Origin of the sequence: Pedobacter sp. AK017, from assembly GCF_014200825.1 — a bacterium.
In the GTDB taxonomy this organism is placed as follows: Bacteria; Bacteroidota; Bacteroidia; order Sphingobacteriales; family Sphingobacteriaceae; genus Pedobacter; species Pedobacter heparinus.
On record NZ_JACHCW010000001.1, the window covers coordinates 224,743 to 245,586 of the forward strand.

A 20,844-nucleotide genomic window follows, 5' to 3' on the forward strand; every position below is an offset into this window, starting at 1 on the left:
TTATATTATAGTTTAATTACTTGCATAGCACCTTCTTTTACCTGGTATTTATAGTCTTTGCCATCTTTTTTAATGGTGATCATCAATTTGCCTTTACCCGTCCGGGCTACTTCCAGGTCAAATACATTTCCAAAAGAATGGATATTGCGCAAGGCCATATTGTTCCATTCTGCAGGCATTCTTGGCGTACATTCAAAACTGCGGAACCCTAAGGGGCGCATGCCAAACAACCCTTCTGTAAATATGCGGCAATATAAACCACTTTCGGCAGAAAGATGCCTTTGATTACCTTCCGGATAAGCTTCCACAGGATAAGGGACATGATCCCCGAGCAACCTGCGCCGTGAATAATATTTGATAAAATCCATTGCTTTTTCCGTCTCCCCGGCCTGCAATACACCTCTTAAAGCATAAAGAGTTGATCTGTCCCAGAAAGTTTCTTTACCTGCCTGTGTGGCAAGTCCGTCGGCAGTCCATAATCTTGGTGAAAACAAGGCATCAACAGTTCCTTGTTTCCTATCAAATATCCCCATTGTTAAAGGCAGACAAATCCAGGCCCTAAGCACATCATTCCCTTCATAGTATTTATAGGTTTCAAAACCTTCCACATTGCCGCCAAAGTATTTTTCCATATTTATCCTTAGCGCATCAGCCTCCTTGCGGTAAGCTTCAGTCTGGCTTTTTGGTTTATTTAATGCCTGTCCAAGCAATACTGCCGAGCGCAGGGCATCATAGTATAGGGTATTGGTAGAAAGGTTGGCCTTTCCTGCCGGAAAACGTCCTTCCAGTTCATCTCTGTCTGAAGTAACCACTCCCTCAACGTTCATTTTACGTTTGCTGTATTCCAGGCACCACTCAATTAAAGGCCATAATTTCCGGGCTGAATCAATATTTCCGGTGGCCAGCGCATAGCGCGAAGCCCCATAGGCAATCATGGCCTGGTCGCCCCTGTCGCCAGCACCTTTCCAAACTGCGTCACCTTCGGCAACGATAGAACTTGGAATGGCTTTATAGTCAGGGTTCATGTATTTTGCAAACCAGGCATAAGCATTCATGGCCGAAAGGTGGCCAATCCTGTCGCCAGAAAAAGCAAAGTAGGGATTAATGTATTCAGCCTGGTCATTTGCCCATATGGCTGCATAATAGGCCAGGCCACCAGGACCATGCATATAACCGCCCTTGGTTTTATAAATACTTTCAGTTGCCCTAAGTTTAGCAAATTCAAATGCGGTGTTCAATACCTGATCAGGCGTTTCTAATTTTAACGGAGCCTGTATTTCATTAATCCTTGCCACTCTTTTTTGCTCTTCCGCATCTGCATTAATTACAGGCAATTGGTCAGGATGGTCTGTTGCCAGATAATAAACCGTAAAACTGACTGATTGACCAGGCTTAACTACAGTGTTTCCATCACCTACCGTACCCATAATTACACTATGTTCCTGCACTTTGCTTCTGGAGGGATCTGTTTTCACTTCACGTTTCAGGTATTCCATAGCTATGGGAAGATCAGTGGCTGTAACATTGGTAAACACAAACCTTTCTATTGCCATAGGTTGGTCAACAGAGGGAAAAAAACTCCTTTCTATGGTGGCCAATGCCGGGCTGCCTGTTTCGGCGCTTACACGCATAATACCTTTATGATTGATCTTTTTAATGTTATAGCCTAAGCTGCCGGACTTACTACTTTTGGCTGTACCAAAATCAAGCAGGCGTTTATTTACATAAAACCTAGGCAGTTCATTATCCTGAAAGGAATAAGAGATATGCGTTCTGGTTCCGTCAGGCAACATCCTGAAAGTTGGAAAAACAACTGTACGGCTGATTTTTGATCTTTTAATACTATCCAATCCATATTCCACCCAGATGGCTACCTTCTCACCAGCCATCTCTATGTGATCAGTATGTGGCACAGTGTTGTTAATGGCCCAGGTTATGCTGCCATTGGATTGTATGGCCCAGCGATCTGTTTGCTTTGGCAAAACGGTTTTTTGTGCATATACAGAAAATGTAGACATGCAAAAACCAATCATAATGAGTTTCGTTCTTGTAAAAAATTTATTCATGCTGTTTGGGTTCAAATTGGCTACTGCAATTTGAAGATTTTTTACAGCAAATCCAGCCATACTATTGGCCAGTTAGTAAACTATCTTAGCATGGCATGAACAAAATCTTGTTTGAACGGTTTGAATTTCCATCTCCATCTATACCCACATCATGTGGGCGAATAAAAACTTTTGGGCAAACTGATTGTTACAGGTCCGCTTCAAAGGCTTCAACTTCTTTAAATTTTGTCTTTCCTTTAACCAGTCTGCCCAAACGTGGTTTACGTTCGTTGTACACCTCAACTGCGTCTGCATCGGCATACCTCAAAAACAAGATTCGCCTGTCCCTGCTCTCCGACATGTTACCATCAGATTTATGCAGCATCCAGCAATTAAAGAGCAACGCATCACCCGCTTTCATCTCCATTGGAATGGCCAGGCTGTCATCTGCCTTCACAATAATCTCAGATTGACTTTTCTTTTGATTTTCGTTCTGATACACCCTGATCTGCCCTTCTTTATGACTTCCGGGAATGAGCCATAAGCAACCATTTCCCCTATCCGTATCGTCAAGCGCGGTCAGCGTAGTGAGCGCATTATAAGGTTCCAGCTCCCCATAGCCATTGTCCTGATGCCAGCCAAAGGGCTTGGTATTTCCCTTCATTTTAAAAGTCAACTGTGAGGTAGCCCCTTTTATGTTCGGACCAATAATTTCTGAAGCCATTTCTACCAGTGGTCCCTCAAAATAATAATCCCTGACGGTTGCCGCCTGGTGATGGATATTTACCAGTAAAGAATTTTGCAGCCAGCTCTTATTTGGATCAAAAGATTCCTTTTCCCTGCTCCAGGCTTCCATGCACTCTGTCTGCATTTGTTTTAATCCTTCCGGCTTTAAAATACTTCTGATGATCAGGTAGCCGTTTTTACGATAGGATATTAATTCTTCTTCAGTTAATTTTCTGAAATTAAATAAACGTGCTGTTTCCATTTAGTTTTGTATTAGATCTGAATAATTGACGATTTTAAATACGATACCTTCATAAGGCTTTTCATACCCCGCCTCAAAAAAACTCGCAATTGTGGTTTTATCTATAAGCGCGATGTCAGAATAAGCCGAGGGGCCAGCATGTAAAACTAAATTGTGTTTCCAGGTCTTCCCATCATTCAGGCTCATCCTTAACGTCATATTAGCTCGCAGCTTAGCATTTGCAGGATTGGTAAACAGCAAAACGGGTTTCTTTTTATTGTAAAAGTGACTCAACAAGCTACCCTGACAAATGGGTTCTATTAAAACCGTATCCTTTTCAACATTATTCCAGCTCAATCCACCATTGCTGCTAATAGCAGTATGCCTGGTTTTAATGCTCCGGTCTGCATTTCTCATATTCAGCATTAAACGGCCCTTAGAAATTTCGGCGACAGTAGTTTCATTCATTTTATCCTGGGGGGTATTGTTGCCCAGGTTCCAGCTTTTACCATGATCATCTGAGTAGATGATATGCGCAAAATTTTGATTGGTACCTCTTTCAATGTGGTTTATGGGAATCACCAATCGCCCGGCATATTTTCCATTGGTTATTTGCAGCCCATGGCAAGGTCCGGTAGCATACCACGACCAGTCTGGCTTCTTTACCTGGTCCGTAATTTCCGTCGGCCCCGACCAGCTCCTGCCATCATCATCAGAATAAAGCTTATACACATGTCTTCCTTTTTTTGCGGCATCACTGATGATCTGTTTTTCATGAACTGTCCCCAGGTTCCATGTGGATATCAGCCAAATCCGGCTGGTAACCCTATCCTGCACAGGGACCGGATTGCCACAGGTATTGGTCGAATCACTCCATACCACCTGTAAACTACTCCAGGTTTTGCCCCTGTCCGACGATCTTTTGATCACGAGGTCTATATCACCCGAATCACCGCAATTATTTTTTCTGGCTTCTGCGAAAGCCAGCAGAGTCCCATCTTTTGTATAAATAAGGGCTGGGATTCTAAAACAGGAATAGCCATTTTCTCCGGCTTTATAAATGAAATTCAAACTATCCAGACGAGAAATTCCAGATGTTAAAGAAGCTGCCGAAGCAATGTCCCTGCAAAAAAAGATCAGCATCAGAAAACAAAACACTCCGCCAATCATTTTTGGTTTTTTGATTGAGGTATACATACTTAAAAATATTTGGTTAGCGCAGCTCCAGTAGAGATCTGCATACACAAATGTAATTAATATATATATATGTAGTACATAAAATTATGTAAATTACAACTCGTATTTATTTAACTATTGCCAAAAACACCTTTGGCTTTATGAATCGTTTTTTCCAGATCAATGCCTTTTCCCAGTACGCCTCTAAACAAATCACCTTCACTTTTTAAACGTTCCAGCGCATTAAAAATAGTAAAATCAGTCATTTTTAAACCAGGCTTTACTTCCTCCCAATGCAGGGGCATAGAAACCGTTGCACCTGGTTTTGGTCTTAATGAATAAGGGCCGGCAATGGTCGCCCCCGGACGGTTTTGCAAAAAGTCGAGGTACATTTTTCCCTTGCGCGCAGGAATCATCCGTTCCAGGCTGGTATATTCCGGAATCCGCTGATGGACTAGACTGACAATGATCCTTGCAAACATCTGCGATTGGTCATAACTGTATTTTGCAGCAAGGGGGATATAAATGTGGATACCGGTAGAACCGGATGTTTTACAAAAACTTGGCACATCCATCTGGTCGCAAACCTCCTTTACCGTAAGGGCCGCTTCTACAACCTGATCAAAATTCTGCTTATCCGGATCAAGGTCGATCACACAATAGTCCGGGTTGTCAGGCGATTTTACCCTGCTAAACCAGGGATTCATTTCAATGCAGCCAAGAGAGACCATCCAAAGTAAGGTGGCCTCATCATCCCCCACCAGGTATTCTTTAGCTTCGCCCTCACCCGTAGTATAAGGAAAAGTTCTGGCCCAGTCCGGTGCCTTTCCTTTTACATCTTTCTGATAAAAACTCTGACCATTAATACCACCAGGAAAGCGATTCAATGACATGGGCCGGTCTTTCAGGTAGGGCAATATGTACTCCGCAACCTGGTAATAATAATTAAACAGGTCTCTTTTGGTTACCTGATCTTCCGGCCAGTATACTTTGCTCAAATGAGTAAATTTCAGTTCATGTTCGCAAACTTTACGAACCTGGGTTTCATCTTTAGGGTTCAGCAAAGTTTTGCGGGCAGCAGCCTTGGGCGGCTTAATCGCCTTTGCATGTTTATTTGTTTTAGCCATGTCATCTGTCTCCATATCTAAATCTACAACAGCTTTCGTTTCTACTGCAGCCTCCCTTATTACGTCTTTTGCTTTCTTATCTATACGCATGCCCTGAAAAGAAGGATGTCTGAATACCCCATCTGAAGTGACTTCTGCATAAGCCACTTCACAAACCAGTTCAGGTTTTAACCAGGTTGCCTTTGCCTGAGGTGGGTTCGGACGAAAACGGGAAGGCTTGTTCACATCCGGAATTTCATCAAAAGGACTTTTAGTAATCATTAATGGTTCAAACTGCTTCATCATTTCCTTTTGCAACTGATCAGAAAAGCCCGTACCTACCTTACCTACATACTGCAGATGCCCCCTTTCATAAACACCCAGCAGTAAAGAACTGAATTGTTTTGAACTATCCTTATTTTTGGTAAAACCCGCTATCACCACCTCTTGCCTTTTGTTAATTTTAATTTTCAGCCAGTCGGTACTTCGGTTGCCCGGTGTATAGGTACTGCTTCCTTTTTTGGCAATAATGCCTTCCAATCCCATTTTTTTGGCAGCCTCAAAAAACTCGGTTCCTTCCGCGGTAAATACCTTACTCAGGCGAATGCGGTCATCGTCCTGGGGCAATATGCTTTTTAAAATTGCCTGCCGCTGCAATAAGCTTAAGCCGGTAAGGTCTTTTCCATCATACCAGATCAGGTCAAAAACGTAATACACCAGTTCGCCATCAGCTTCGCTGCGCCAGTTTTGCAGTTTAGCAAAGTTGGAGACTCCTTTGTCATTCAGCACGAGTATTTCCCCATCTACAACGGCATCAATTTTCCAGTTTTGCATAACCTCGTAAATGGGGTAAAATTTTTCATTGAATGGTTTGTTATTGCGTGAAAGCAATTGTACATCACCGTTTTTCCTGCTGAAGCCGAGCGCCCTGTAGCCGTCCCATTTCACCTCATAAACCCAGTCCGGATCATCAAATGGCTCGTCAACCAGCGTTGCCAGCATGGGTTTCATGCCTATGGGTATCTTTTTTTTGGGTGCTTTTTCCAGTTTTTCCTCATGACCATGCTGCCATACTTTATCACTGGTCTGTTCCATGGCAGCAATGGTTTTGCCGGATAGCACTGATTTATCCTGTTTAGTAATATCTGCCGTAGCTGCATAATCATCCTTATGCTTGATCAGCAACCATCCATTCTCGCCCATGCCGCGGGTTTTAACCAGGGCAAATTCCCCTTTTAGTTTTTTGCCCTGCAATTTTATTTTCAGCGATCCTTCCTTCAGCTGTTTCCGCAAGTACTTGTCCTGAGCTTTTTTTCCTTTAATTTCTTCAATAGGTTCATAAGTACCCTCATCCCAAACAATCACTGTTCCACCACCATATTCTCCTTTAGGAATTATGCCCTCAAAATCTTTATAGTCGTACGGATGATCCTCCACCATCATGGCCAGACGTTTCACTTTAGGGTCTGTTGACGGTCCTTTTGGTACTGCCCAGCTTTTTAACACGCCTTCCATTTCCAGTCTGAAATCGTAATGAAGGTGGGAAGCGTCATGTTTCTGGATTACAAAATGTAATTGATCAGCATCTTTAGATTTGCCAGCTTTTGGCTCAGCAGTTTTGTTAAAATCGCGTTTATGGTTATACTTGTCAAGTCCCATGGTATCATGTTTTTCTCATGATTAACAATCTGGGAACAGCTTGGTTTCTATTTTTAGTTTGAAATCCAAAACAGGCCCTGAAATTACCGCTTTAAACTGCCTTGCTTCTGCCTTTGTTCGAAGATTGCTGAGCCCCTTCTTCCAAAAAGCACCTTTTTCCCAAGAAAAGACAGAATCAGGGGCTAACTTTACCAATTGGCAGGCTAAAAAAGAAAGAAGATCCGACACCAATCTTGCTTTCAACCCAAATCCTTCCATTATGCAATTTAATGATCTCAGCACATAAATACAGTCCGATCCCAAATCCGGAAATTGTAGTGGTATGTTTGGTCTCGACACGGTAAAAGCGATCAAATACCTTAGATATTTCATGCTGTTTGATACCCATCCCCTGATCTTTAACTTCAACAAGCACTTCAGTACCAATAACCTTGCAACTCATCGAAACTATTTTACCCCGGGGAGAATATTTAATTGCATTGCTCAACAAGTTACCCAATACCTGTGTAATTTTGTCACGGTCAGCCATAACTTCAACGGGTTCGCAATACTCCACTATAATTTCGTGCTGATCGTACATCAGACTGGCTTCTTCAGCTGATTCAAGTACAAGCTGATCTATACGCATAGGCTGAAGATTCAGCACCAACTTTGCAGATTCTAACCTTGCCACGTCAAGAAATCCTTTTACCAATGAATGCATTTTTTCTACTTGAGCTAAAGATTTTTCAGAAACTGTGCTGAAAAATGAATGAGTTGCCGAGCTATCAAATCTACCTCTCATCAACTGTAAATATCCTTTTAAACTTGTTAATGGAGTTTTTAACTCATGACTAACAATGGCAATAAAATCATTTTTTCGAATTTCTTCTAGTTTATGAGCAGTAATATCCAATACTGTTCCAGAAAAATGTGAAGCTGTTCCAGATTCTGCAGGATACAACTTTCCAGTAGATCTTAACCAACGGAGCTGCCCGTCCTTATAGCTATGGATTGGGTATTCTAATTCAAATCTGCTGCCATTTTCAATCGTATCCTCAATTGCTTTAACAACACTTTCTCGATAATCGTCAGTAATCAGTTTGATCGCATCAGCAAAGGTCATTACCTCATCCTGCTGAAAACCAAATAATTCCTTGAGTCGTTGTGAAGGTATGAATTCCCTGGTTTCTGTTTTGATATACCAGGTACCCAATTCAGCCGACTGTATAGCCTGACTCAATTGTTCCTGTGCCCACTCCACTTGTTTTCTGGTTTGTACCCAAGGTGTAACATCACTAAGAATGATCAGTAAACCAGTTACAACTCCCTGCTCATCCTTTAAAGGATGATATAAGGAATGAACAAATGCCTCTCTAAGTCCACCTTTATCATACAATTTAACTTTTAACTCATTATTTATACGTGGAATACCAGTAACGTAAACTTCGCGAAGCCATTCATTCATGGGCTGCCCACGAAGTTCCGGCCGGGCAAGTGCATGAGGTTTACCAACTACCTCTTCTCTTGTTCGTCCCCAGATTTTTAAAATATTCTCGTTCGCCAGCTCAATAATCAATTCCTCTCCCTTGAGGAAACACATACCTACCGGCGATTGCTCAAACAGACCACGAAATCTGGTTTCATTATCCTTTAATCGCTCAAATAGCAGCTTTAAATCTTCCTGAGTTTCAAAAAGCTCATCATTTGTAGCAACCAATTCCTCATTTGCAGCCAAAAACTCTTCATTCAGCGTTTCCAGTTCCTCCTGCCTTTGCTGCAACATTTTTCTTCCTTCGGTAAGTTCGGTTACATCCTTTACACTGGCCAGTATTGCCTCTACGTTTCCGTCAAGATCAAAGAGCGGGTCGTAAGAAAAATCGACATAAATTTCTTTAAATGTACCGTCAGATAAAACAATAGTAGCCTTAGCCGAAGGTTCAGCTACCCGCTTTCCCGTGTCAAAAATATTTCTGAGCAAAGCTGGAAAGGGCTGATCTGCAAGTTCCGGAAAAACGTCGGTTAAATTTCTCCCGATAACCTCTTCATCCCTTCGCCCCCAGATGTCGAGCATCGGCTGATTGGCTATTTCGATGGACAATTCGGTTCCTTTAAGGATAGTTAAACCTATTGGAGTAGTCATAACCATTCTTCTGAGCTGATGGGCACTTTCTTCAATAACCTTTCTTGCCTTTACCTGTTCAGTCACTTCAGTAGCTACAACCATAATGCTTAATGTACGGCCAAGCTCATCCTTTACAGGTTGATAAACAAAATTGAAATAACCTTCTTTAAGTATTCCCGAATACTCCAGCACAGCCATTACCTCATTTCCGTAAAAAACTGACCCGGTAACGAATATATCATCAAGAATACCCAAAAATGCCTGCCCCTCAAGTTCTGGCAGGCCTTCACGTAAAGTTTTGCCAATAACCGATTCGTCTTTCCCCCATATTTCCAGCATTTTTTTATTGGCCGAATCAATTATCAGGTTCCGGCCTTCCAGTACGCCAATGGCTACTGGTGCATCTTCCACAATAAACCTGGCTTTTTGTTCGCTATGCTGCAAATCTAGCGTACGCTGCTGAACAAGGAGCTCCAGATCATTATTTAACAACCGTAATCTTTCCTGAGCACTTAATAGTTCCTCGTTAACTGCAGTTAACTCTTCATTTGCCGCAGCAAGTTCTTCATTAGAAGTAGCAAGTTCTTCATTAAGTTCCTGGTTATTGAGCAACAAGCCCGCACTCGCGACTTTCGAGGCGGTCAACGCATGTTCTCCATTTACCCGTTCAGTGACGTCATATAAGGTACACATCAGGTATGTTGTGGAATCACCTGAGATATCCTTGATCGGGAGGATCTCCAGTTCAAACCAGGTATCTTTGTCTGAATGATTATCCAAAACAGGTTGTAAGACCAATGCTTCACCCTTTTCAATAACCTGCAAAAACAGGTCATCCATATTTAACCCGGGATAAAGTTTATCTGTTCCGCTTTGGTTCTGCCATGCAGAATTACTGCTAATAACAATAAAATTTGGGAATTCAGCTTTAAGGATAAGCCTTGCTTCGGCAAGCTGATTGAACAAGATCTGGAAAAGGGGGTCTTTTGAGTGGTGCATTTCACGTAAAAGTCAAAATTCTAATTCAGGAAAAAAATAATTTACCAGTACCTCTTTTAAAAATTATCCAAAAATATTTATAATAACCGATCCTACCCACAAAGAACAAGCTTTACCATGGTATTGTGCAGACTTAAAACTTAAAAAAGTAAAGTATAAGTTCTTGCTTAGTTCCTGTAAAACTGATAGTTTTCTTTAGTAATGATATCGATTGGCATGTGGTAGATCTTTTCTACAGGGACAGCATGAACAAAATGGGTATAAAGTGCCATTATTCCTCTGTATCCCTGCTCAATTGGCTTTTGGCAGATCAAAAAGTCGATAGTCTGCTTTTTAAGATATTCAATATTGTCCGTTAAAAAGTCGAATCCGATCAGCTTCACATTTTCGATTTTTTGCTGCTCCAGGTAATGTGCCACTGAAGATACGCGTGAATTGGTTACAAAGATGAGATTTACTTTGTTTGACTTCAATACTGTAGACAGACTGGCCTTTACAGAATCATAAGCCGTATCCCTGATATCTACCTTTAAGATTTCGTTATTTTTATGGTTATCTGCAAAGTATTTTCTGAAACCTTCTTCTTTTCTCAACAAATGGTGATGATTGTCTATCTCTTTGGAAATGTTCACCACAAGTACCTTATCATTATCTTTCAACAGGTAGCCCGAGATGTGCGCAGCCAGGTATCCACTATGGTATAGATTGGGGCCAATATAACATAAACTGTTCTTATCAGGAATGTCGGAATTGATGAATACACAGGGCATATTCAGTTTGGTGCATTCATCCACAAATTTACTGGATTCTTCAATAAACATTGGTGCAAGCAATACGCCATTAAAATTACCTCTAAGTAGCAGATCGGCCTGTTTTTCAAAAGATTTTTTGTCATTCTGATCAAAAAGAAAAGTTTCGATCTGAATGCCATAAGAGGAAATCTCTGACTCGGCCTGTAAAACACCGCTTAATGGTGCATTCCAGTAGTCTGTTTCTTTAGATACGGAAGGAATAACCACAGCAAACCTTAATATCTGTTTTGAAGCCAGTCGCCTGGCCAGGATATTTGGTTTATAGTTTAACTCTTCTATAATTGCATCAATCTTCTCTTTGGTTTTAGCAGATACGCCTGTTCTATTATGCAAAACCCTGTCTACTGTGGCTATAGAAACGTTTGCCTTTCTTGCAATCTCTCGTACGCCAACCAATGCTTTCTCTTCCGTTCTTTTCATTCTTTTTTCCGGTAACTAATGGCTATAAATTTGCACTTATTTTATCAAATAAAATAAATACGGCAATAAAAAAACAAAATTATTTTTTATTTCAAGAAGATCGTAACTAATTGTTTAGCCTTTATAGAAAAACACTGCTTTGTGCATCCGTAAACATTATTGCATTTTCATGCTTTCTGAGAATGGTTGAAGGGTATTTCTCAGTAACTTCCTGTACAATGGTATGGTGTACCGCTCTTGCTTTTTTCTCGCCCGGCACCATACAGAATAAATATTTACCCGAAAACAGTGTAGGTATGGTTAAGGTAATGGCAAATTTCGGAACTTTGGTTATAGAACTGAAACAGCCATCGTTTACCTGTTGTTGCCTGCATTCTTCATCAAGATCAACAATTTTAACTCTTTTTTTATCGTTAAAATAGGCTACGTGCGGATCATTAAAAGCAATGTGGGTATTTTCGCCTATCCCCATACAAACAATGTGAGGTGGAAATTCCATTAACAGACCTTCATAACGCAGACATTCCTGCTCTACATCAGCTGCATTCCCGTTAATGTAATTTACTGAACGGAAATTAACTTTGTCAAACAAACCTGCTTTTAAAAAATTACCAAAGCCTTGTGGCGCATCTGCATTCAATCCTATATATTCATCCATATGGAATGCATTGATCCTGGCCCAATCTATATTTTTTTCAATTAAGGCTGCTAAAAATTCATTTTGGGAAGGGGCAGCTGCAAAGATAATATTGATGTAAGGTTCTTTATCCAACAATTCCGTAATTTGTTTATACACAGCCTCTGCTGCTCTTGCACCTAGTAGTTTTCTATCATTCAGAACCTGAATTTTCAATTTATCTTTTTGAATTTCTTTAATCATAGCTGTATCTATGCTGTTATTTCCAGTGGTCTTTTCTTTAATTCACTGGCTGAATTGTAAATAATTTCTCCATTGATAATGGTCATGGCAATATTGATGTTGTCATCAAACAGTACCAGATCTGCATCCTTACCTTCCTGTATCGACCCTTTTTTATCGGCAACACCTAAAATTCTGGCCGGAGTGGCTGTAATCATCTGTACCGCTTCCAACAAGGGAACATCAGCAGATTTAACCATCGTCCTTACCAGGCGGTCTGCCGTGGCTACACTTCCCGCAAATGCACTTCGGTCCATCAGTTTGGCTACGCCATCTTCCACAATAACTTCTAAACCATCCTTAATGTTCCCCAAAATACTTTTTCCGGGTTGCATGCCCGTTGCCCTCATGGCATCAGTAATCAGTGCTGTTCTGGAAGCACCTTTAATTTTATATACCAGTTTCAGCAAAGGGGCTGGTAAATGTATGCCATCGGCTATGATCTCTACATCCATTTCATCAATCAGGTAACCAGCCTCTACGGCACCCGCGTACCTAAAAGCATTTCTTCTGCTAACGCCCGACATGGCCGAGTAAAAATGAGTGGCCAGGGTATAACCATTTTCAAAGGCTTCCAACACTTCTTCATATATGGCATCGGTATGAGCAATAGCTGGAAGAATCCCCAATGATCTTAAGTATCTGCCAAACTCATAAGCACCCTTAAGTTCCGGCGCAGCGCTCCACCTCCTGATAGAATGGGCGTGAAACAATACCTTCTTATACTCATCAGGATCAGGATTACGCATATAACGCGGATCTTGTGCACCGCTTTGGTTTTTAGAAAAGTAGGGGCCTTCCAGATGCATGCCTAAAAACTGGGCACCCGACTTATTTTGTTTTTTGGCTATTTCATAATGCTCCAAAGTTTCCAGTAAATCACTCAGTTCACTGGTTAGTGTGGTTGGACACATAGCGGTAGTACCATATTTTACGTGGGTTTCAGCTATTTTAAGAAAAGAATTAACATCCCCATCCATAAAGTCATATCCCCCGCCTCCATGTATGTGCATATCAATAAAGCCAGGTGCTATATATTTTCCCTCTGCATTTATAGCACTTGCACCGGGAACGTCCAGGTCTCCAGCCGCAATTGCACTTATCATGCCATTGGTAATTACCACCGTTCCATTTTTAATGATGCGGTAAGGGGTTATAATACTGCCGTTATATATTTTTAGTTTCTTATCACTCATGATCTGATATACGCTCAACGCAGATTTTTTTTTTGCAAAGATAGGGATTATTAAGATTCTTGTGTACGTACCCGACTAAATATATTATCCGAATAATGTAAGATTTAACCAATTTATTTTTTTATGGCAAATTCCAGGGCTTTTGTAGTGGTATAGTATTTACTCAATAAAGCAGCCTTTTCCCATTCAGGAAGTCTTCCTTCTTTTAAAAAGCCTAAATATTTTTTAGCTACTTCAGCAAAATGCGCCTCATGCCCCACTTTGTATTTTTCCGGAATTACTACCTCCCAGCCTCCTTTATAAGCTTTCAGCTCTAATCCCGGATAGGTTTTGGCTATCTTTTCCACACTTTGCTTTAAGGCTGCAGCATAGTCTTTGTCACCAACCTTTTGGGACTCTATATATAAAGTAGGCTTATATTGCTGTTCAGGTCCCTGTTTTATAATCAGACTGGCCCTGGTCCCATGCATTACCGAATAATGTGTATCTCCTGTACCTTCAGGTGCTTCAAAATTCCAGATCACGGAAACCCTTGCATGTACTCCTTTAAGGGTATAGTTCATTTCTCCATTTGAATAAACGTTCAGCAAGCTATCTTTTACATCTTTTTTTAGAAAAGCAGGATAACTGCCTGCACCCGTACTTTTTTTAAATTGTGAAGGGGTAATCTGAGTGGTCCAGCGTTTTGCAGACAGCATATTCACATCCTTTTTATAGTCGATCTGCTGATCGGAAAAGCATTCCCACTGGATCATATCTACAAGATGTGTAGTTACGTCAACCAATCCGTTTCCTTCCTGGTCTACATCAAAATACCATTGTGGCCTTATCAATGGGGCTCCCGAAACATTTTTAAAGAAATGATGTACACTTTCTTTAGTAATAGCTGGTTTTTCGGCAGTCCCTTTTTCAAGTGTTCCAAATACATCCTGTTGTAATGAAAATTCCTTTTGCAGCATATTGGTAATTTCATAGCGCTCAGTCATAATGTCGTATAATATTACCTTATTTTTTTGTGCAGATTCAAACGACTTTTCCAGTTGTTCAAACCCTTTGCCATCAATCACCATCGGTTTATCAGCCAGTACATTTATACCCGCATCTATGGATTTTTGAATGTACTCTGTTTTCCTTTGGTTATTGCCTGCTAAAATTACCACATTCCCTTTCTTTTCTTCCAGCATCTTTTGAAGGTAATCCTCTCCTTTATAAACCACTTCCTGCCATTTAGTAGGATCTTCTGCCCTGCTGTTGTATTTTTCAATCAGCTTCAAATGGGCTTCCAGCTCCGGTCCTTCAGGTGCATACACATGTACCACAGGGCTAATCTCCTTATACATCGATTTTTGTATGAGGGCAGCATGAAAATGCCCCGGATCCAGTGTAAGTAAACTGATCTTTAGTTCATCAGATCCTGAAGTTTTTTGCTGACAACTCATAGCCGTTACTAAAAGCAAACATATACCTGCCTGTTTATACTTGATTTTAAAATGATTACCTGAAAACATAGACATATTTGATTTTAAGAAGTTTTAAAGGACCAGCTCCGAAGTTTATGGCCGTAAATTGCATAAAATATAAGGTAAACGTAACAAGGGAATAAAACCCAGTATGCAGCTCTCAGATTAAATAAATCTGCAAAATATCCATAAAAAAGTGGCATAATTGCATTTCCACATAAGCCCATGATCATTAAAGAAGCTCCCACTTTGGTAAAACGGCCCAAACCATCAAGGGCAAGCGGCCACATACCCGCCCAAACCAGTGAATTGGCAAAACCAAGCAATACTACAAACCAGATAGAGATATCAGTAGCATGACCCAAAAAGATAACCTGTCCCTTTGCATAAATAATTAACAAAGTAAAAATACCACCCAGAATGGTGCATACCCTTAAAGCATTGACCTGGCTAATAAACCTTGGAATGGTTGTAATGCCTAACAGATAACCACAAATGGTTACAAACAGCGTATAAGAAGGAAATACTTTTGCTTCAAGCAGCTGGATATTCATCGATCCGGCATAACCGATAATGGTATCTATAGCGATAACCTGTGTACCTACATGCAGAAATATACCAAAAGCACCAAGAATCAAATGAGGAAACTGAAAAATACTGGTTTTACCGGAATTCGCCAGGGCTACATCTTCACTCTCATGCTCGGTATTGATCTCGGGAAGTGGAGAAAAGCGGACAAACAGCCCCAGGCACAGCAATACTGTACCTACACAGGAATAAGGTACAATTACCCTTCTGATGAGCTCGTCAAGCGCCGCACTTTTGGCAGCGGCATCCATTAAAGGCAATTGCTTAAACAGGTCACCATCTGTTGCCCTTAATATGACTGCAGCAAACAGCAGAGGCGCAAGTATACCTGCACCTTTGTTGCATATACCCATAATACTGATGCGCTGGGCAGCACTTTCCTTTGGTCCGAGCACAGTAATGTAAGGATTGGCCGCAGTTTGTAAAATGGCCAGGCCTGAGCCCAATGTAAACAGCCCCAGCAGGAAGACTTCGTAGGTACGGGAAAAAGCAGCAGGTACAAAAATAAATGCACCAACCGCCATCGTCCAGAAACCGATCATCATTCCTTTCTTAAAACCTACTGATTTTAAAAGATAGGAAGAGGGAACCGACATCACAAAATAAGAGATGTAAAATGCAAAGGCAACAAGATAGGATTGAAAGTTATTGAGTTCACAGGCAATTTTGAAATAAGGAATCAATATGGCATTTACCCAGCTTACAAAACCAAAAATAAAAAACAATAAACCAATGATAAAAATGGAGATAACCGTATCCCACTTGCTCAAAGAACTGACGTCGACAGCTGCTACATTTGTTTTTCTCATATATTACAGCTATACAGTTGGTTCCCAACCTTTTTGATAAGTTCTTTTCCAGTATTTCATCGCTTCCCTATTGTTTAAAATATGTCCGTTTTCAGGATCGATCTCAAGTGTGCTCCCAGATCGCTGGGCAATATTACCCAATTGTACCAATAAGGTACTTTTATGGCCACTTAAGATATCTGACCTTAAAGTAGTTCCTTTTTTGATGGCGTCAAAGAAATTGTTGATGTGTAATGCATCCAGACTCTGGGATGGATTGGTCAAACTTCCCGCAACAATATTCACATCATTTTTCACTTCTTTAATCAGTTTGTTGTTCAGGTCATAAACAGTATAGCCATTTCCAGCCCCAATTTGTAAGGATCCACTCTCCCCATAAAAAATTACCCCAACATTTGATCCCTCTATGTTACGTCCGTTACAGCTTCTTCCCTCCCAGGTTATTGTAGCTTTGTCGCCAAATTCAATGGTCATTACCTGTGTATCCGGTGTTTGCCAGTCGTCTTTATACCTGTAACGCCCGCCTGCAGAAGTTACCTTGGTTGGATAATCAACTCCCAGTCCCCATCTGGCCAAATCAACCATATGAGTACCATTGTTCAGCGCCTCTCCGGTTCCCCAATGCCAGAACCAATGCCAGTTGTAGTGCAGGAAATTATCTTTATAGGCCACTCTTGGTGCAGGCCCCTGCCAAAGATCAAAATTTAACCAGTCAGGAACAGCTGTTTCTTTTCCTATACCAATGGAAGGCCTGTTATTGTTATACCAGGTTTTGGCAAAATATGGCCTACCTATAATGCCGGCATGTAGTTCTTTAATGGCTGCAACAATATTTGGATAAGAACGGCGCTGGTTACCCATCTGAATTACATTTTTGTATTTAGCCACCGCTGCTAACAGGATTTCACCCTCGTTAGGATTATGACTGCAGGGCTTTTCCAGGTACACGTGCTTACCAGCTTTTGAAGCCAGTATGGCCGCCGGCGCATGCCAGTGGTCGGGAGCAGCTACCACTAAGGCATCCACTTCTTTTTTTTCCAGAGCTCTTCTGAAATCGGGTTCTGCCTTCGGCCTCTTGTGCTGGTTCTTTTCAACAACAGCCATGCATTTATCGGCAGCACGGCTATCTACATCGCATACATAGCTGATTTCACAATTTGGCTGCTGGGAAAAATTATCAGCAAGTGCCAAACCACGGGCATTAACGCCCATCATGGCTACCCTAATTCTGTCATTTGCACCAATTATACTTGCGTAGCTTTTTGCACTAAACCCAGGGAGTATACCTCCAAGAGATATGGTAGCTACACCAGTTACTGCATTTTTTATAAAATGCCTGCGGGTATTTCCTTCTGGTCCATTCATAATTTTAGTTATTTTGCTTTACTCAGCAGCCGTTCCATACTAACAGGAACACCGCCTTTGGCTTTGCTTTCATCTGCGGCTTCCATAAAGGCCGCAATCTCTAAAGTTTCCTCTGGTCTCACCGGTGATTGTCCGGATTCGAAAAATTTAACAATTTCTTCCAACAAAGGGTTGTACCCTTTAAAATTACCAAGGGCCACAGTTGCTTTTTCACCAAATACCCTGCCCCCATAACTGCTTGCACCTTTACGGGTTCCCCTGAAACTACCTATCCTGCCATCTTCCCAAACACCAACAACCACATCTGTATCTGGGGTATGAATCCTGGTTACAGTTTTACAACCTGTTCCCATAATGGTAAATAACATTTCAATACCATGTATGCCATACCAGAAAAAATCCGGATGTGTTTTTTCTAATTTAGACGGACTATAAGTCTCAGCACCAAGCACTTTACCTATTTTGCCTTCATTGATCTCAGCAATGCCATCAATATATCTTAATGAAGACGAAGAGAATACGGGTGTATTGTATTTTTTTGCCAGAGCAAATATGGCAGTAGCATCAGCAAGCGAGGCGGCCATGGGTTTATCAATAAACATTGGCTTACGTGCCTTCAATACTTCTGTTGCCTGTTCAAGATGCAACCTCCCATCATTGGTTTCTAACAGCACAACATCAACCTTCTTTAAAAGGTCAGCAATCGAATTTACGATCTCTACTCCCATATTTTTCACCTCAGCAGTGATCCCTGGAATCCTTTCAACACTGCTGGCAATATCATTGCTTCCTTTAGGATAAGCAGCAACCACTTTATATCCCCCATAAGATGCAGGAGCATCAGCAGCATTTAATGTTTTAGTAAAAGCTACAGCATGAGAAGTATCCAAACCAATAATTCCCACCCTTTTTCCGGTCGCAAGAAAAGGTTTTGCATAAAGGGAACTTATATTACCGGTAACACTTAAACCAGCACCGGCCAATGCAGCCATTCTAATAAAATTTCTTCGGTTGTAACTACTCATAACTATTTATCTATAAATTAAACTTACATTTTTGCTTCAATAGGGGAACATAAAATCTCCTTTAAAGAAAGGTCCGGAGAATTAGCTCCGGACCAATCCAACCTTTCTAACCAAGTTTTTCTCAAACCGCCTTCGGGTGCAGCAACTCGAAGGCCATCTTATAAAACCCATACGCACATGAGCTCCTCAAAACCTCCTGTTTTTTTAATCAACATGAGGTTAACTCGTGTACGTACCCGAATCTACACACTAAATATGAAATATGCAAATTTATTTTATTCCCTATAAAAAAGCCATGCGCAATGTGGTAGGATTACATCGGGCATGGCCATTCATTAAATTATCAGTTATTATTTTCTTGCTGCGCCCTGAGAAAGAACGAACTTAACCATTTTCTTTGCATCTGCAGCACTAACCTGGGGATGAGCAAGCATCGGAACCTGGCCCCAGGTTCCACTACCACCTTTTATTACCTTTGAAGCCAGTAAATTAACGTTGGCATCCGTAGGTTTATATTTTTTAGCAATGTCTATATAAGCTGGTCCTACCAATTTGGTATCTGGTTTATGACAGGCGAAACAATCGGATTTAGAAATCAGTAGTTTACCTGCGGCCACCTCTTTCGGATCCAGTGTCTGGCTTTTAGCAGTTACGGCACCAAATAAACCGATAGCTAAACAGCTTGAAAAAATTAAGGTTCTGTTCATTGTTTATGTGTGTTATAATTAGGTTATGTGTTCTGGTTAAAATTAAATGTTGCTATGAATTGGGTAGTAAATATCTAAATATTTTTATTTCCATTTATGTAGAAAGATTATTTTCCGCTTATCCTTTGTTAAACAATGCATTATAATGTACTGAAGGCTCAAAAATACCACCGCTTTGTGCATAATATGCCTCATCTAATTCAAATATCCCATTTTTAGGTTTCGTCCAGGATGCGCTTGCTGCGGGGTGATAACTAAGCATATTTTTCCAGTTCCTATAATTCATATCCCCATTGGTTTCCATTAAACCCATCCCTAAGCCTGGAAATGGCGCCAGACGTGCAGCCAGGTTCTTATTCCAATCTATTAAAATCGGATTTACTGTAAGGTCTGCGCATAAACATGGAATTTCCCTTTCGGCAGCCAGTTTTGCAATTTTTACCGACATACTCAGTGTTTTGGCAATTCCCTTCAGCACCATTGCCTCATAACCCTGTTCTATTCTTCTTATCGCACCTGCTTCATTGTGCACACTTTCGTCTGCACCTATCCTTATACCTAAGTCCGATACGTTTTCTTCATTTTGCTCAGTTAAAGGTTCTTCATAGAAAAGGATATGATCAAATGCACCTATCTTTTTGGCGTGGTCAAGGTAGCGCATCAACAAATCTTTCCGTTCATACCTGCCATTGGCATCCATGGTATAGATTAGCTTTCCATTTGGGGTATAACTGGTTCTCAAATCTTTAAGTACCGCATGTACCTGGCTCAATTTTTCCATATCCTTTTGCAGCATTTCGCTCTGACTACCAGGATGTCCCGTCTTAATCTTAAATACAAAATACCCTTCTGATGCAGCAACTTTCAAATCCTCGACTGGCATGCCATAAGGTACCTGATACATAATGGCAATTTTATCGTTACGAAAAGACAAGCCTTTTTGATAAGATTCAGGGATCATTTCATCAAATGTTTTACAATTATGCTCGGCAGCGTAGATCAGCCAGGCCGCATTATCGGTACTGATCAATGCATTATAAACAAAATTGATGTTCAGGTCCGACCGTCCGGTGAGTTGTTTTGCTTCAGCAACAAGTTCCGGGAATATGGTGTCTAACAATGTGATCGGATTGGAAAAGGGTGTTTGTTTAATCAATTCAAGTGCCTTGTTCACTACAAGAAACATCAGCGCATTGCCTCCCGCCTCTGTATGCTGTGCAAAAAGATCCGCATCACCATATAGCACACTCTGGGTAGCCAGGCCTGTCCTGCTTATACCAGTATCTGACTTAAGTTGTGAGGCCACCTGCCAAAGTTCAGTCAGATAACCACCTTTAAAACCAAATGGTCTCACCAGTTTCTCCCTCTCAAAATCGGCATCAGTTTCAATTATTTTAATGTTTTTCATGGTTTTTGTAGCGGGGAGAGCTAATGTATCAAAACTGTTCCCGGAAAATGCTGCTATTAAACTTGTATTTTTAATGAAG

Annotated in this window: 14 protein-coding genes; all 14 read right to left on the bottom strand. The window is 41.0% G+C overall.

Annotated features, from left to right (window positions below; all coding sequences use genetic code 11):
* Positions 1 to 5: 5 nt before the first annotated feature.
* A complete protein-coding gene (locus HDC92_RS01075) occupies positions 6 to 2,066 on the bottom strand; it encodes a hypothetical protein (protein ID WP_255484318.1) in 2,061 nt (686 codons plus the stop codon).
* A gap of 187 nt (positions 2,067 to 2,253) precedes the next feature.
* A complete protein-coding gene (locus tag HDC92_RS01080) occupies positions 2,254 to 3,033 on the bottom strand; it encodes a phytanoyl-CoA dioxygenase family protein (RefSeq protein WP_015807529.1) in 780 nt (259 codons plus the stop codon).
* Positions 3,034 to 4,209, bottom strand: a complete 1,176-nt coding sequence (locus tag HDC92_RS01085) for a sialidase family protein (protein ID WP_183871740.1) — start codon at positions 4,207 to 4,209, stop codon at positions 3,034 to 3,036.
* Positions 4,210 to 4,319: 110 nt separating this feature from the next.
* Positions 4,320 to 6,953: a DNA ligase D gene (gene ligD, locus HDC92_RS01090; protein WP_183871742.1), complete on the bottom strand. Its 2,634-nt coding sequence runs from the start codon at positions 6,951 to 6,953 to the stop codon at positions 4,320 to 4,322.
* Positions 6,954 to 7,128: 175 nt separating this feature from the next.
* Positions 7,129 to 10,056 carry a PAS domain S-box protein gene (locus HDC92_RS01095; RefSeq protein ID WP_183871744.1) on the bottom strand — a complete coding sequence of 976 codons (2,928 nt, stop codon included), beginning with the start codon at positions 10,054 to 10,056 and terminating at the stop codon, positions 7,129 to 7,131.
* Between the two features lie 167 nt (positions 10,057 to 10,223).
* On the bottom strand, positions 10,224 to 11,288 hold the full coding sequence (locus HDC92_RS01100) for a substrate-binding domain-containing protein (protein ID WP_183871745.1): 1,065 nt from the start codon (positions 11,286 to 11,288) through the stop codon (positions 10,224 to 10,226).
* A 121-nt stretch (positions 11,289 to 11,409) separates the two neighbouring features.
* The gene (locus HDC92_RS01105) at positions 11,410 to 12,168 is read right to left on the bottom strand and encodes a glucosamine-6-phosphate deaminase (protein ID WP_183871746.1); all 759 of its coding nucleotides are present in this window, start codon (positions 12,166 to 12,168) and stop codon (positions 11,410 to 11,412) included.
* Positions 12,169 to 12,176: 8 nt separating this feature from the next.
* Positions 12,177 to 13,403, bottom strand: a complete 1,227-nt coding sequence (gene nagA / locus HDC92_RS01110; protein ID WP_183872236.1) for an N-acetylglucosamine-6-phosphate deacetylase — start codon at positions 13,401 to 13,403, stop codon at positions 12,177 to 12,179.
* A gap of 113 nt (positions 13,404 to 13,516) precedes the next feature.
* Positions 13,517 to 14,842: a putative oxidoreductase C-terminal domain-containing protein gene (locus HDC92_RS01115; protein WP_317618079.1), complete on the bottom strand. Its 1,326-nt coding sequence runs from the start codon at positions 14,840 to 14,842 to the stop codon at positions 13,517 to 13,519.
* An 83-nt stretch (positions 14,843 to 14,925) separates the two neighbouring features.
* Positions 14,926 to 16,260, bottom strand: a complete 1,335-nt coding sequence (locus HDC92_RS01120) for a sugar MFS transporter (protein ID WP_015807521.1) — start codon at positions 16,258 to 16,260, stop codon at positions 14,926 to 14,928.
* Positions 16,261 to 16,269: 9 nt separating this feature from the next.
* The gene (locus HDC92_RS01125) at positions 16,270 to 17,625 is read right to left on the bottom strand and encodes a Gfo/Idh/MocA family protein (protein ID WP_015807520.1); all 1,356 of its coding nucleotides are present in this window, start codon (positions 17,623 to 17,625) and stop codon (positions 16,270 to 16,272) included.
* Positions 17,626 to 17,633: 8 nt separating this feature from the next.
* Positions 17,634 to 18,650, bottom strand: a complete 1,017-nt coding sequence (locus HDC92_RS01130) for a Gfo/Idh/MocA family protein (RefSeq protein ID WP_015807519.1) — start codon at positions 18,648 to 18,650, stop codon at positions 17,634 to 17,636.
* A 350-nt stretch (positions 18,651 to 19,000) separates the two neighbouring features.
* Complete coding sequence (locus HDC92_RS01135; protein ID WP_183871748.1) at positions 19,001 to 19,357, bottom strand: c-type cytochrome; 357 nt, start codon at positions 19,355 to 19,357, stop codon at positions 19,001 to 19,003.
* Positions 19,358 to 19,475: 118 nt separating this feature from the next.
* Positions 19,476 to 20,765 carry an L-alanine-DL-glutamate epimerase gene (locus tag HDC92_RS01140; RefSeq protein ID WP_255484322.1) on the bottom strand — a complete coding sequence of 430 codons (1,290 nt, stop codon included), beginning with the start codon at positions 20,763 to 20,765 and terminating at the stop codon, positions 19,476 to 19,478.
* Positions 20,766 to 20,844: the final 79 nt, after the last annotated feature.

Bases quoted from the DNA above. Each gene is read 5' to 3' on its own strand.
- HDC92_RS01075 (WP_255484318.1), bottom strand. From the start codon at position 2,066: ATGAATAAATTTTTTACAAGAACGAAACTCATTATGATTGGTTTTTGC.
- HDC92_RS01080 (WP_015807529.1), bottom strand. From the start codon at position 3,033: ATGGAAACAGCACGTTTATTTAATTTCAGAAAATTAACTGAAGAAGAA.
- HDC92_RS01085 (WP_183871740.1), bottom strand. From the start codon at position 4,209: ATGTATACCTCAATCAAAAAACCAAAAATGATTGGCGGAGTGTTTTGT.
- ligD (WP_183871742.1), bottom strand. From the start codon at position 6,953: ATGGGACTTGACAAGTATAACCATAAACGCGATTTTAACAAAACTGCT.
- HDC92_RS01095 (WP_183871744.1), bottom strand. From the start codon at position 10,056: ATGCACCACTCAAAAGACCCCCTTTTCCAGATCTTGTTCAATCAGCTT.
- HDC92_RS01100 (WP_183871745.1), bottom strand. From the start codon at position 11,288: ATGAAAAGAACGGAAGAGAAAGCATTGGTTGGCGTACGAGAGATTGCA.
- HDC92_RS01105 (WP_183871746.1), bottom strand. From the start codon at position 12,168: ATGATTAAAGAAATTCAAAAAGATAAATTGAAAATTCAGGTTCTGAAT.
- nagA (WP_183872236.1), bottom strand. From the start codon at position 13,403: ATGAGTGATAAGAAACTAAAAATATATAACGGCAGTATTATAACCCCT.
- HDC92_RS01115 (WP_317618079.1), bottom strand. From the start codon at position 14,842: ATGAGTTGTCAGCAAAAAACTTCAGGATCTGATGAACTAAAGATCAGT.
- HDC92_RS01120 (WP_015807521.1), bottom strand. From the start codon at position 16,260: ATGAGAAAAACAAATGTAGCAGCTGTCGACGTCAGTTCTTTGAGCAAG.
- HDC92_RS01125 (WP_015807520.1), bottom strand. From the start codon at position 17,625: ATGAATGGACCAGAAGGAAATACCCGCAGGCATTTTATAAAAAATGCA.
- HDC92_RS01130 (WP_015807519.1), bottom strand. From the start codon at position 18,650: ATGAGTAGTTACAACCGAAGAAATTTTATTAGAATGGCTGCATTGGCC.
- HDC92_RS01135 (WP_183871748.1), bottom strand. From the start codon at position 19,357: ATGAACAGAACCTTAATTTTTTCAAGCTGTTTAGCTATCGGTTTATTT.
- HDC92_RS01140 (WP_255484322.1), bottom strand. From the start codon at position 20,765: ATGAAAAACATTAAAATAATTGAAACTGATGCCGATTTTGAGAGGGAG.